The sequence below is a fragment of the Devosia lucknowensis genome (genome assembly GCF_900177655.1).
GTDB lineage: Bacteria > Pseudomonadota > Alphaproteobacteria > Rhizobiales > Devosiaceae > Devosia > Devosia lucknowensis.
The window spans coordinates 652,896-664,977 of record NZ_FXWK01000002.1 but is presented as its reverse complement, the minus strand read 5'-3'; the positions used below and the strand labels follow the sequence as shown (position 1 = coordinate 664,977).

At 62.9% G+C, this 12,082-nt stretch carries 13 protein-coding genes and 1 tRNA gene; 7 read left to right on the top strand and 7 right to left on the bottom strand.

Annotation, left to right across the window (positions count from 1 at the left end):
* Nucleotides 1-50: 50 nt before the first annotated feature.
* On the bottom strand, nt 51-1,655 hold the full coding sequence (lnt, locus tag CCK88_RS15580; RefSeq protein ID WP_244557558.1) for an apolipoprotein N-acyltransferase: 1,605 nt from the start codon (nt 1,653-1,655) through the stop codon (nt 51-53).
* A 315-nt stretch (nt 1,656-1,970) separates the two neighbouring features.
* Here lnt and tsaB point away from each other — a divergent pair, with 315 nt between their 5' ends.
* From tsaB to CCK88_RS15555, 5 genes are all read left to right on the top strand, one after another.
* A complete protein-coding gene (gene tsaB, locus CCK88_RS15575) occupies nt 1,971-2,597 on the top strand; it encodes a tRNA (adenosine(37)-N6)-threonylcarbamoyltransferase complex dimerization subunit type 1 TsaB (RefSeq protein WP_086471493.1) in 627 nt (208 codons plus the stop codon).
* Nucleotides 2,594-3,073 carry a ribosomal protein S18-alanine N-acetyltransferase gene (rimI, locus tag CCK88_RS15570; RefSeq protein ID WP_086471492.1) on the top strand — a complete coding sequence of 160 codons (480 nt, stop codon included), beginning with the start codon at nt 2,594-2,596 and terminating at the stop codon, nt 3,071-3,073. Before tsaB ends, rimI begins: the two co-directional genes overlap by 4 nt.
* Before the next feature lie 38 nt (nt 3,074-3,111).
* Complete coding sequence (locus tag CCK88_RS15565) at nt 3,112-3,564, top strand: Fur family transcriptional regulator (protein WP_086471491.1); 453 nt, start codon at nt 3,112-3,114, stop codon at nt 3,562-3,564.
* On the top strand, nt 3,561-4,376 hold the full coding sequence (locus CCK88_RS15560; protein WP_086471490.1) for a lysophospholipid acyltransferase family protein: 816 nt from the start codon (nt 3,561-3,563) through the stop codon (nt 4,374-4,376). The genes CCK88_RS15565 and CCK88_RS15560 overlap by 4 nt, the downstream gene beginning before the upstream one ends.
* 81 nt (nt 4,377-4,457) lie before the next feature.
* Nucleotides 4,458-4,700 carry a hypothetical protein gene (locus tag CCK88_RS15555; protein WP_086471489.1) on the top strand — a complete coding sequence of 81 codons (243 nt, stop codon included), beginning with the start codon at nt 4,458-4,460 and terminating at the stop codon, nt 4,698-4,700.
* Here CCK88_RS15555 and CCK88_RS15550 read toward each other — a convergent pair.
* The 6 genes from CCK88_RS15550 to CCK88_RS15525 form a co-directional block, all read right to left on the bottom strand.
* Nucleotides 4,697-4,942, bottom strand: coding sequence for a hypothetical protein (locus CCK88_RS15550; RefSeq protein WP_140049014.1), 246 nt, complete (start codon nt 4,940-4,942; stop codon nt 4,697-4,699). The genes CCK88_RS15555 and CCK88_RS15550 overlap by 4 nt on opposite strands.
* A gap of 186 nt (nt 4,943-5,128) precedes the next feature.
* Nucleotides 5,129-6,436: a nicotinate phosphoribosyltransferase gene (gene pncB, locus CCK88_RS15545; RefSeq protein ID WP_086471487.1), complete on the bottom strand. Its 1,308-nt coding sequence runs from the start codon at nt 6,434-6,436 to the stop codon at nt 5,129-5,131.
* Nucleotides 6,437-6,734: 298 nt separating this feature from the next.
* Entirely contained in the window at nt 6,735-7,886 is a 1,152-nt protein-coding gene (locus CCK88_RS15540; protein WP_086471486.1) for a winged helix-turn-helix domain-containing protein, read from the bottom strand.
* Between the two features lie 46 nt (nt 7,887-7,932).
* Complete coding sequence (locus CCK88_RS15535; RefSeq protein WP_086471485.1) at nt 7,933-8,535, bottom strand: nitroreductase family protein; 603 nt, start codon at nt 8,533-8,535, stop codon at nt 7,933-7,935.
* 86 nt (nt 8,536-8,621) lie between these two features.
* Nucleotides 8,622-8,697, bottom strand: a tRNA-Ala gene (locus CCK88_RS15530).
* 175 nt (nt 8,698-8,872) lie between these two features.
* Nucleotides 8,873-9,271: a TIGR02300 family protein gene (locus CCK88_RS15525; RefSeq protein WP_086471484.1), complete on the bottom strand. Its 399-nt coding sequence runs from the start codon at nt 9,269-9,271 to the stop codon at nt 8,873-8,875.
* A 219-nt stretch (nt 9,272-9,490) separates the two neighbouring features.
* Between CCK88_RS15525 and CCK88_RS15520 the strand changes: the two genes are divergently transcribed.
* Nucleotides 9,491-10,132, top strand: coding sequence for a (d)CMP kinase (locus CCK88_RS15520; RefSeq protein WP_086471483.1), 642 nt, complete (start codon nt 9,491-9,493; stop codon nt 10,130-10,132).
* Between the two features lie 145 nt (nt 10,133-10,277).
* Nucleotides 10,278-12,023 (top strand): 30S ribosomal protein S1, encoded by a 1,746-nt coding sequence (gene rpsA, locus CCK88_RS15515; RefSeq protein WP_280173835.1) that lies wholly within the window; start codon nt 10,278-10,280, stop codon nt 12,021-12,023.
* The last annotated feature ends 59 nt before the right edge of the window (nt 12,024-12,082 follow it).

Below are 12,082 nucleotides of genomic sequence, written 5' to 3'. Positions count from 1 at the left end.
CGGCGTCGATGACGATGTCCTTGAGACGTGCCATTTCGCGTTTTTCCCGCCTAGTGGATGGCCCGTCTGCGGACCCGCCGCGAAGCGACGAACCCCGATAGCACGCCTGCCAGCACCGCGATCAGGAAGGGCCAGTGCCGCACGCTCTGGAACACCGTGGCTTCGAGCCTCTGATGCGGCCGCACATCGAGTGCCGCCATTTCGCCCGGAGCCAGCTGTGCCGTGATCCGCCCCAGGGGGTCGGTGGCAAAGGTCAGCCCGGTATTGGCGGCACGGATCAGGCTCATGCCTTCCTCGACGGCCCGCAACCGTGCATGGTGGGCATGCTGGGCGGGGCCGATGGAGCCGTCGAACCAAGCGTCGTTGGTGACATTGAGGAGGAATTGCGCCCCGGCGGTGTCGCCAAGATCTCCCGAAAACAGGATTTCATAGCAGATGAGAACGAGCGGGGCAGGGGCTGCCGGCAGGCTCATCAGGCGCCGCCGCGCGTCGCCTTCCGACCAGCCGTCAGACCCTGGCACGAACTGCTTGATGCCCAATTGCGAAAAGAACCCGGCAAACGGCAGGTATTCGCCGAAGGGAACAAGATGCGCCTTGTCATAGCTGGCCACGATCTCGCCATCGGTATCGATGGCCACGACTGAATTGTAGGGCGGCTCGCTGGTCGCGGCGCTGCCCATTTCATAGGGCCGTCGCGGCACGCCGGCCAGCAGCGTCGTCTGGTCCGGCAGCAGGCGTGCAGTGCGCGCCAATGCCTCGGGATAGGATTCGAGGAAAAATGGCAGGCTCGATTCGGGCCAGACCAGATGGGTTATGTCAGCCAGCCCCTGGTCATTGGGGTTCATGCGCATGTCCGAGAGCATCAGCAGGCGGTCGATCAGCGCCACGGGGTCGACATTGCCGAAGTCGGCGTGTTCCAGTACCAGCGGCTGCACCAGACGCATGGCGATGTCCTGCCGCTCGGTGGCCTGGGTGGAGAGCCGGTTCCAGCCATAACCCAGCTGCGCCGCGATCACGAAAAGCGCGAGGAAGACCGGAGCGAGGCGCTGCGTCAGCGGGCGATCGTCGGCCGGCCACACCAGCGCGGGCGTCATGGCAAGGAGCGGCGCGAGAAAGGTCAGGCCGTAGACGCCGATGACCGCGGCCAACTGCATCATCTCGTCGGTGCCGGTCAGGCTGTAGCCCAAGAGGTCGAAGGGAAAACCGGTAAACAGGTGCCCGCGCGCGAACTCGGCAACGGCCAGCCAGGCGGCAAGGTTGAGGATGCGCACCCAGCCGTGGCTCCAGGTCAGATGCGCCATCGCGCTGGCCAGACCCCAGAACAGCGCGATCAGCGCCGAAAGCGCCAGGATTGCCGGCGGCATGGCCGCAACTACCCAACCGCCATCGACGAAAAATGCCGCTCCCAGCCAGTGGAATGCGACGACAAAATAGCCCAGCCCGAAGGCAAAACCGATGGTGAAGGCCGGCCCGAACAGCCGTCGCCACCCCTTGGGCCGCTCGGCCCCGTCGAGCGCCCAGACCCAGATGGGCATGGCCAGGAACAGGGCCGGGAACAGGAAGAATGGGGGCACCGAAAGGCCTGCAATGGCGCCGGCCACCAGCAGCAGCAGGAATCGGCGCCAGCCATGGCTCAGCATGGCGGTTTCAGCCATCCAGGTCATCGGCGATGCGCGAGCGAATCATCAGACATTGCCGCAAGGTGGTCGCGCCCCGCCGGGGCGTCAAGGCAGTGGTTTGGCGGTAGACTTGGCGCCGGACGGGGGCTAGGAGTGCCGTGAAGCGTCGGACACCCCTCAGCCGCCCGGCCTTGTAGTGTCTGGGGGACGCGCGGAGCGGTTGGCGTGAAGCTTGCCCTCTGGCTCCGGACAACAAGTTGCCCGACGATCGGGAGACCGGGGATCTGCCACGGCGGCCAATCGCGACGGCGGAGCGATTTGAAGTGAGATGGCTAGGAGAGCTATGCTCGGATGGCGAAGGACACCATGACCCAACCGATAACCCTTGCCATCGACACCGCCGCGCCCCGGCTGCAACTGGCGCTCCTGCGCGCCGATGGGACCGTCGATTGCCTGGTGGAGGATATCGCCAAGGGCCATGCCGAAATTTTCTTTGACCGCCTCGCCACGCTGCTGGCGCGCAACGGCCTGGGCTATGATGCGATCGAGCGCGTCGCGGTGACGACAGGTCCGGGGTCGTTCACCGGGCTGCGTATCGGACTATCGGCCGCCCGCGGCCTCGGCGTCGCGCGCAAAGTTCCGGTGCTGGGCATACCGAGCCTGTTGGCCATCTCACTGGCGGCGCCGCAAGGGCCGTCGGTCGTTCTGATCGATGCCCGCCGCGACGAAGCATACCTGGAACTTTTCACCGCACCCGGCCGCACGCAAGGTGGTCCGCGTCTCCTGTCGATGGCTGCCGCACGGGCGGCCGTTCCGACCGATGCCACACTCATCGAGTCGCCCTTCGTCGATATTGGGGCGGTTGCGCGCTTCGCGTCTGTCGCTGACCCCCGGGACTACCCACCGCACGCCAGTTATGTGCGCGATGCCGACGCCAAGCCACAGGATGCCGCGCGCATCCCGAGACGCGTTTCATGATGAAATTCTGGATGGCCCCGGGCGGACTTCACATCGAGCCGGCCGAAACCGGTGATGCCAAGGATCTCGCACGCATTCATGGACAAAGCTTCTATCGGGGCTGGCCGACGACCGACTTCGCGAGCTTTCTCGAGGACCGCAACACCCCGACCTATATCGCCGGCGACGCGAAGCGGCGCATAGCCGGCTTTGCGCTGATCCGCACCGTCGCCGACGAAGCCGAGCTCCTGACCATCGCCGTGGAGCCGCGCTGGCGCGGCAAGGGCCTGGGGCGTGCCTTGATGGATGCCGTCTTCGCGGACCTGATGATGTCGCCCGCCCGGCGCATGTTCCTCGAAGTCGACGAGCAGAACCAGCCTGCCATTCGGCTCTACCAGAAGCTGGGTTTCGAGACGATTTCGGCGCGCAAGGGCTACTATGCGCGGCCCGATGGCACTGCTGCCACCGCGCTTGTCATGGCCCGTGATCTTGGATAACCCGTGCCCGAAGACGGTCACGGGAAGGAGCGTTTGACATGAACAGGACAGCTTCCGAACCCACGCTGGAAGAAGCCTGCGTGGCGCGCGGCATGCGCATGACCGACCAGCGGCGCACGATCGCGCGGGTCATCGAGGATTCCTCCGATCATCCCGATGTCGAAGAGCTCTACCGTCGCGCTTCCGCACTCGATCCGCGTATCTCGCTCTCGACGGTCTATCGAACGGTCAACCTTTTCGAAGAAGCCGGACTGGTCACCAAGCATGATTTCAAGGACGGCCGCGCCCGCTTCGAGCTCATCCCCGACGAGCATCACGACCACCTGATCGACATCCGCTCCGGCACCGTCATCGAGTTTCGCAACGAGGAAATCGAGGCGATACAGGAGGTGATCGCCAAGCGCCTGGGTTACAAGCTTGTGGATCACCGGCTCGAGCTTTATGCGGTGCCGCTCAGCGACAAGGCGAACAAGGACGTGCCGACCAAATGATCTTCAGGATTGTCTTTTTCCTGGTCGTCTTCGTGCCTTTCATGATCGTCGTCATCCCGCTTCAGGCGCTGGTTCTGCTGCTGCGCCTGCCAGGCTGGAGCGTGCTGCCCCGGATGTTTCACAGGGTCGGCTGCATCTTTCTCGGGCTGCGCGTCACCGTCGTAGGCCAGCCATCGACCGGACGGCCGACGCTTCTCGTCTCCAACCACGTATCCTGGACCGACATCGTCGCCATCGGCTCTGTCGCCGACGTTACCTTCGTGGCCAAGCGCGAAGTGGGCAAATGGCCCTTTGTCGGCATGATGGCCGACCTGCAGCGCACCATCTACGTCGACCGCACCCGTCGTTCCGATGCCGGCCGCACGGCCCAGGCGATGGGCCAGCGCATGGCAGGCAACAACGCCGTCCTGCTTTTCGCCGAAGGACAGTCCGATATCGGCACCCACGTGCTGCCATTCCGCTCGGCGCTGATCGGCGCTGCCCAGCATGCCATGATCGACGCAGGCGCCAAGGAGGTGGTGATCCAGCCCCTTACCATCGCCTATACGAGGCTGCAGGGCCTGCCAGTCAGCCGCAACGAGCGCTCGCTGATCGCCTGGATCAAGTCCAAGTCGGTCAAGCAGAACGTCGTCGAGATCCTGTCCGGTCCCGTCAAGGACGTGACGGTGGCCTTCGGTACGCCGATGCCCCTCAATGAAAGCAGCGATCGAAAGGCCGTCAGCAAGGTCGCGGAGGGGCAAGTGCGGGCAACGCTGGTGGCGCTCAATCGCGGCGGCAAGCTGCCTGTCGGCGGCGACTCGGCACAAGTTTAGCGGTTAAGCCTAACAGGCGATCCCGTTTCCCCGTTAAGGTCTCGTTAGCTATGACTGCCCCGCATTCGTGCGGAGATCGTCATGCTTTGGGAATTGGCTGCAATTTGGATCATCGTGGCGGCAACCGTTGTCTGGTTCATCCGGGACGAGCGACGCCTGCGGTTCGAAAAGCTCAACGAACGCGCCAGAGCCTATGCGACCGCTCCCGCCTGGCGGCACCAGCCCGCGCCGATCCGTCGTGTCTCGCCTCAGGCCGCCGAACGCGACCTGACCGATATCCAGCGGAAATTTCTCGAAGAAATGCGTCGGCAACGCCAGCGTTAGTCCGCGGGCGTTCCCATATGCTGCTTAAGACGACCGACGATGTCGGCGGCCTTCACCATCAAGCCCAGCTCGATGTCTTCCTCGCTCATCCCGGTCTGTATATCCATCCACACCGGGACCATGATCTCGTGACGAATTTCCTGTCCGCCAATGGTTTCGGTCAGGACGGCGCGGACCTTTCCAGTCATTCGTTCGGCAAGTTTGGGGTGTGGCTGGCGTTCGGCCAGGGCGATATCGATCAATTCAAGACTCATAAATGGCTCCGGAGAGCCCCCGGCAGCAATGTGGCCGCCGATGGTTCACATGTCACTAACGCGTGATGGCAGGAACGGTTTCTCCACATGATTGGGATAATTCCCTAGTGGATTCGACAAGGGGCCTTGCCTGTAGCGAGGCGGTTCCTCGAGGCCCTGAACACCCGGACCAGCCTAGACGCGGACAGCGTGCTCCACGCGGCCGGCGTCCCCGAAGACCCTGATATATCGCTCGATTTCCGCTCGGTCACCTGTCGCCTTGGCGGGATTGTCCGAAAGCTTTACCGCCGGCCTCCCATTGGCTTCGCTGACCTTGGCGACAATGGAGATGGGCTTGAGCCCGGGATTGGGCGCGGGGGCGCAATCCTCGAAGTCGTTGGTGAGATTGGTACCCCAGCCAAAGCTCATCCGCACCTTGCCATCGAAATGCAGGTACGCTTCCTCGATCATGTCGACGTCGAGCCCGTCCGAGAAGATCAGGAGCTTTTCCTTCGGGTCACGGCCGCGAGCCTTCCAGAAATCGATGATCTTCTCACCGCCCTCGATGGCCGGGGCGCTGTCGGGCCGGAAGCCGGTCCAGTCGGCGACCCAGTCCGGCGCATCCCGCAGGAAGGCGTCCGTGCCGAAGGCGTCGGGCAGCACGATCAGCAGGTTGCCGTTATAATAGCTCTTCCAGTCCTGGAGCACCCGATAGGGCGCCTCCATAAGCTCCTGATCGGATCGCGCCAGCGCGGCAAGCACCATCGGCAATTCGTGGGCGTTGGTGCCCAGCGCCTCGAGGTCGTTGTCCATGGCCAGTTTCACGTTGGACGTGCCGGTCATGTTGGCGCCGATGCCCTCCTTGAGCGCTTCGACGCACCAGCGTTGCCAGAGAAAGGAATGACGCCGCCTGGTGCCGAAGTCGGAAATCTTGAGGTCCGGCAGCTTTTGCAGCCGCTCGACCTTTTCCCACATCTTGGCCTTGGCGCGGGCGTAGAGCACGTCGAGCGTGAACGGGCCGTAGTGCTTCATCGCAGCGCGCGAGCGCAGCTCATTAATGATGGCGAGGGCTGGGATTTCCCACATGGTCGTTTCGACCCAGAGCCCGGGAAAATCGAGGACGAATTGCCCGTCGCGCTTTTCGATCCTGTAGTCGGGAAGCTGGAAATTCTCGAGCCAGCGCAGGAAACCAGGCTGAAAGATCTGCTTGGAGCCGTAGAAGGTATTACCGGCCAGCCAGATCATTTCCTTCTTGGAAAAGCGCAGCGTGCGGCAATGGTCGAGCTGAGCCCGCAATTCGTCGATGTCGATCTCGTCGGCGAGACGCACCGAAGTCGTACGGTTGATCAGGCTGAACGTGGCCTCGACTTTGGGATAGAGCCCCCAGATCATCTGCAGCATGAGCAGCTTGTAGAAATCGGTATCGAGCAGGCTGCGCACGATGGGATCGAGCTTGAACGTGTGGTTGTAAACCCGCCGGGCGATATCGGTATAGGTAGCCATGTAAGTCCCCAAAGCGCGACGGGCTTTGTAGCGCGGAGCAATGCGAGAAGGAAAGCGTCGAGCCGTGCCGGAGGTAAATTCGCTCCGGCGGAGCGATTTTGGCGAGAAGGCCGTGAGCGCTCAGCGCGAATGGCGGCGGGTGTATGGATTCGGTGGGGCGTGACACTGGGATCCATAAACACCCGGTGCCGTCCTCGGACTTGATCCAAGGCCCACTTTCCCAAGCCACAGCAAGGGCGAGTGGCCCTCGGGTCAGGCCCGAGGGCGGAACCGTGGCTGGGGAGACAGCAGAGATTGACTAAGCCTCGGCTTGAAGCTGAAACCTCTCGAACCGCCCCAGTTCGACATCGATGGCCGCCTTCGCCTCGGCGCCTGGCTCATCGAGCCAGATCCATTTCTGCACCAGCAACTTTCCGGCCTGCCGGTCGGTCTTCAAGTCCGCCGCGGCGACGACGCGGTCGTCGACCAGCACGGGCAGGGCGAAATAGCCGTATCGGCGTTTGGCCGCCGGAACGTAGGCTTCAAAGATGTGGTCGTAGCCGAACATCAGCTTCAGACGCTTGCGCTGGATGATCAGCGGATCGAAGGGGGACAGGATATGGACGCGGTTGGCTGGCGTCGCCGCGGTCTGGTCCAGCGCCGCGGGCGTCGTCCAGTGCGGCACCTTTTCGGCGCCTTCGATCGTCACAGGCACGAGCTTGCGAGCCTTGACCCGTGCCGCGATCAGCTCGGCCACGGCCTTCTTGGCCGGGGCGTTGAGATGGCAGATGGAATCCATGCTGACCACGCCCTGGGATCGCAGCGCCCGCTCGAGCAGGTAGGCCGTCACCTGCCGTTCGGTGGCGGGTCGTGGGGCCTTGTCCCAGCCGAAGTGACGCTCGATCAAGTCATAGGTCTTGACCATGCCCTCGCGCGCCGAAATGGCGACAAGGCCCTGGTAGAACATCAGCTGCAGCACGCGCTTGGACGGCTTCCGGCTCGCCCACGGATGGGTCTTGTCCACGAGTTCGTCATCGTCGATATCGCGGATCGACAGCGGCCCGTCGGCTTTGAGCCGCTTGACCATGGCGCTGACCTCCGCCTTCGTCACCGAGCCGAACCAGGCGCTGGGTTGGTCGCGGTAGGCTCTCATCGCCGGCATGAACAGGTTGAGATCTGAGGTCGGGACGTAGCTCAGCGCATGCGTCCAGTATTCGAAGATCGACTTCTCGGCCGATTGCAATGCGGCAAGATCCGCGCGCCGGTAGCCGGGAATGCGCGAAAACAGAATATGGTGGTGGCAGCGCTCGATCACGTTGATCGTGTCGATCTGCACATAGCCCAATTGCTCGATCGCCGCCTGTGCTGCCGCCGGCCCGGCACCGAAGGGCTGAGCCTCATCGAGACGCTGCGCCCGCATCCAGATGGCGCGGGCCTGGGCAGTGGTGATGACAAGAGGTTTGCGGGACACGGGTGATTCCTGAGGTCTGACGACCTTGTCAGATCAGGAGCGGGTGTCAAATCAGGGCAGGAGGGAAGCGACCTTCGCTCGATATGTCGGTGATCGGCTTGCGCTGGCTCGGCTTTTCGCGGGCCTTGAGATCCTCGGAAAGGCCCGTCCCATCGCCGCGCCGACCCACGGCAATGGCGATTTCGAGCTTCCATCCATCCGGTAATCCGAGCACTTGAGGCGCCTGCTCCTGGTCGAAACCCTGCATCGGGTGCACGGCCCAGCCCATTTTAGTCGCCTGCATTGCGAGCAGCGCCCAGGCCGCACCGGCGTCGAATGAGTGCGACCGGCTGGCCAGAACGGTTCCGGTCGAGGTGGTGCGCGTGGTCTTCGAGGCCACGAAAATCAGCGCCGCAGCATGCTGGGCCCAACTGCGGTTGAACGGATTGATGAGCGCGACCAGACCGTCCCAGGATGGCGAGCCGCGCCGCGCATGGATGAAATGCCAGGGCTGGGCATTGAAGGCGGAAGGCGCCCAGCGGGCCGCCTCGATCATGATCATCAGATCCGATATGGGCAGCGCTTCCCCGGTAAAGGAGCGCGAAGACCAGCGGCCGAGAATGTCGGGATCGATGGCGAGATCAGTACTGCGGGCAGGATGAATGGTCATGCCCGATCAACTAGGCAAAGGCAGTCGCCCGCACAATCTCGAATGATTGCCGAATTGACGCAGTCTCGGGAAGGTTCGGAAGGATTTGGTGGAGCCAAGCGGGATCGAACCGCTGACCTCTTGCATGCCATGCAAGCGCTCTCCCAGCTGAGCTATGGCCCCATCCGGACAAGGTGCGAAACGCCATCCTTGCATGGTGTTTTGGGTTCGTCGGGGACGGTGCCCGTCCGAAGCGAGGCGGAACCTATTGGATGATTTCGCCGGGCGCAAGTGCCTAAATGACACTTTTTTGTCCCGCCGGGGAAAAACCGCCCCCGGCAGGAAAACTCAAGTCAAATCAACGATCTTCGTCGTCGCCGACGTCAAAGCCGAGACTGTCGTCCTCGTCTTCGTCTTCCTCGAGGAAGACGTCATCTTCGTCCTCGCCAAGCTCTTCGTCGACCTCGACATCCTCGACGTCATCGGGAACCTCGTCGCCGCTCTCTTCGGCGTCGGCCTCCTCGAGGCTGACGATCTCAGGACCTGCGGTTTCCTCGATCTCGTCTTCTTCTTCCTGCTCGTCCTCGTCATCCAGCTTGCGCGCCGTGGCGGGGCTGGCCTTACCGGTAAGCTGCTCGAAGAAGGACCGCGGATAGCTCTTGCCGGTATAGGGCGAGACGATCGGGTCCATGTTGAGGTCGTAGAACTTCTTGCCGGTATCGGGATCGGTCCGCTTGGTACCGCGTTCGTTGGCCATGTCTCATGCCTTCTCGAAAAGGGAATTGTGGGGCGCAATGTGCCGCGAGCGCCCGCTTCGGTCAGTCCGGTTATGGGCAAAGCCCGGCCCTGTCAAACGCAAAATGCGTCCAAGGGCTTCTCCTTCCGCCACGCGAGCCTGCTGCACGGCAGGTGCGGCCCCTTGCCCCAATCCGTCCGGCCCGCTATCGCCATGACGAACCATCACACGAGAGGCGCCATGATCATCGCCGTCGACGGACCAGCCGCATCGGGCAAGGGCACTCTGGCCACCGGCCTTGCCCGTCACTATGGCCTGCCGCACCTCGACACCGGCCTGCTGTATCGCGCCGTGGGCCTGGCAGCGGCCGAAACCGTGGATAGGCCGGAGTTCGAGGCCGCCGCCATTGCCGCGGCGCAGGCGCTTGATGCTACGCAGTTGACCGATCTCGATGCGCTGACGGCGGCCGAAACGGGCGTGCTTGCGTCCAAGGTGGCCGTGATTGCCCAGGTGCGTACGGCACTGTTCGATTTCCAGCGCGACTTCGCCCTACAGCCGCGCGGCGCCGTGCTCGATGGTCGCGACATCGGCACCAAGATCTGCCCGGACGCGGATGTGAAGCTCTTCATCCAGGCGGACAGCAAGGCGCGCATGGAGCGGCGGGCGCGCCAGCTCGAGGCGCGCGGCGTCGCCGTCGATCGCTACGCGCTGTTCCACCAGATCGAGGAGCGCGACGCGCGCGACATGCTCAATCCCAATGGCGGCTTCTACAAAGCGCGAGACGCGCACTTGCTCGATACTACGCAAATGAGTATAGAGGCCGCACTCCGCGCTGCCATCGAGATTGTCGATCGGGTCATGGCGCTCAAGGCAGGGGGCTGACGCCTCCTAATTTCCTCCTTGGGACTGGCCTTCGCGTCAATCGGACCATTCGCTGGCCCGGACCAAAGATCATCCTGTTATTCGAAGAGCGGTGCTCCGTGCGCCGGCTTTGGCTTTTGCTGAAGCGGACCCGTGACGAGACAGGATCAGCAACCCTCAACGACCGGCGCAATGGAGAAAAAGTTTGGCACAGCAGACTGTGACGAAAGACGATTTTGAATCGATGCTCCTCGACAGCTTTGTCGACAACGATGCCGCTGAAGGCAATGTCGTCAAGGGCCGCGTCGTAGCGATCGAAAAAGACCTCGCGATCATCGACGTGGGTCTCAAGACTGAAGGCCGCGTGCCGCTGAAGGAATTCGGCCAGGCCGGCCGCGACGGCACCATCACCGTCGGCTCGGAAGTGGAAGTCTATGTCGACCGCGTCGAGAACGCTGCCGGCGAGGCTGTCCTGTCGCGCGAGAAGGCTCGCCGCGAAGAGAGCTGGGTCAAGCTCGAAGAGAAGTACAACGCCAACGAGCGCGTCGAAGGTACGATCTTCAACCAGGTCAAGGGTGGCTTCACCGTCGACCTCGAAGGCGCCGTGGCCTTCCTGCCGCGTTCGCAGGTCGACATCCGTCCGATCCGCGATATCGCTCCGCTCATGAACGTGCCGCAGCCGTTCCAGATCCTCAAGATGGACAAGCGTCGCGGCAATATCGTCGTTTCGCGTCGCGCTATCCTTGAAGAATCGCGCGCCGAGCAGCGTTCGGAAATCGTCCAGCAGCTCGAAGAAGGCCAGGTTGTCGACGGCGTGGTCAAGAACATCACCGACTACGGTGCGTTCGTTGACCTCGGCGGCATCGACGGCCTGCTGCACGTCACCGACATCGCATGGCGTCGCGTCAACCACCCGTCCGAAGTGCTCACGATCGGCGAGACCATCAAGGTCCAGATCGTCCGCATCAACCACGAGTCGCACCGCATCAGCCTGGGCATGAAGCAGCTCCAGTCCGATCCGTGGGAAGGCATCGAGGCGAAGTACCCGATCAACGCCAAGTTCACTGGTCGCGTGACCAACATCACCGACTACGGTGCGTTCGTCGAGCTCGAGCCGGGCATCGAAGGCCTGATCCACGTCTCGGAAATGAGCTGGACCAAGAAGAACGTCCATCCTGGCAAGATCGTCTCGACTTCGCAGGAAGTCGACGTCGTCGTGCTCGAAGTCGATCCGGACAAGCGCCGCATCTCGCTCGGTCTCAAGCAGACCCTGCAGAACCCGTGGGAAGCTTTCGCCGAGAAGAACCCGGTTGGCTCCACCATCGAAGGCGAAGTCAAGAACAAGACCGAATTCGGTCTGTTCATCGGCCTCGAAGGCGATGTGGACGGCATGGTTCACCTCTCCGACCTCGACTGGCAGAAGTCCGGTGAAGTCGCTCTCGACGACTACAACCGTGGCGACATGGTCAAGGCCAAGGTTCTCGACGTCGACGTCGAGAAGGAACGAATCTCGCTCGGTATCAAGCAGCTCGCTGCCGACGACCTGGCCGATACGGGCTCTTCGGATGGTTCGGGCCTGCGCAAGAACGCAGTCGTCACCACCGAAGTCGTTGAAGTCAACGACGGTGGCATCGAAGTGCGCATCGCCGACAGCGACGTCACCGCGTTCATCCGTCGCGCCGACCTCAGCCGCGACCGCAACGACCAGCGTCCGGAGCGTTTCTCCAAGGGCGAGAAGGTCGACGCGCGCGTCACCCAGTACGACCGCAAGACCGGCCGCATCCAGCTCTCGATCAAGGCGCTCGAAATCGCCGAAGAGCGCGAAGCCGTGGCCAACTTCGGTTCGTCCGACTCGGGTGCTTCGCTCGGCGACATCCTGGGCGCTGCCCTCAAGGGCCGCGACGAGAAGTAATCGTCTGGTCTTTTCATAGATCCATGCGACCCGCGCCTTCGGTGCGGGTCGTTGCTTAT

What these genes read in the sequence shown, in the direction of transcription:
- rimI (WP_086471492.1), top strand. Translation starts at nt 2,594, where the DNA reads ATGATGAAATTCTGGATGGCCCCGGGCGGACTTCACATCGAGCCGGCC.
- CCK88_RS15555 (WP_086471489.1), top strand. Translation starts at nt 4,458, where the DNA reads ATGCTTTGGGAATTGGCTGCAATTTGGATCATCGTGGCGGCAACCGTT.
- CCK88_RS15565 (WP_086471491.1), top strand. Translation starts at nt 3,112, where the DNA reads ATGAACAGGACAGCTTCCGAACCCACGCTGGAAGAAGCCTGCGTGGCG.
- pncB (WP_086471487.1), bottom strand. Translation starts at nt 6,436, where the DNA reads ATGGCTACCTATACCGATATCGCCCGGCGGGTTTACAACCACACGTTC.
- CCK88_RS15535 (WP_086471485.1), bottom strand. Translation starts at nt 8,535, where the DNA reads ATGACCATTCATCCTGCCCGCAGTACTGATCTCGCCATCGATCCCGAC.
- CCK88_RS15520 (WP_086471483.1), top strand. Translation starts at nt 9,491, where the DNA reads ATGATCATCGCCGTCGACGGACCAGCCGCATCGGGCAAGGGCACTCTG.
- CCK88_RS15560 (WP_086471490.1), top strand. Translation starts at nt 3,561, where the DNA reads ATGATCTTCAGGATTGTCTTTTTCCTGGTCGTCTTCGTGCCTTTCATG.
- CCK88_RS15525 (WP_086471484.1), bottom strand. Translation starts at nt 9,271, where the DNA reads ATGGCCAACGAACGCGGTACCAAGCGGACCGATCCCGATACCGGCAAG.
- lnt (WP_244557558.1), bottom strand. Translation starts at nt 1,655, where the DNA reads ATGGCTGAAACCGCCATGCTGAGCCATGGCTGGCGCCGATTCCTGCTG.
- tsaB (WP_086471493.1), top strand. Translation starts at nt 1,971, where the DNA reads ATGGCGAAGGACACCATGACCCAACCGATAACCCTTGCCATCGACACC.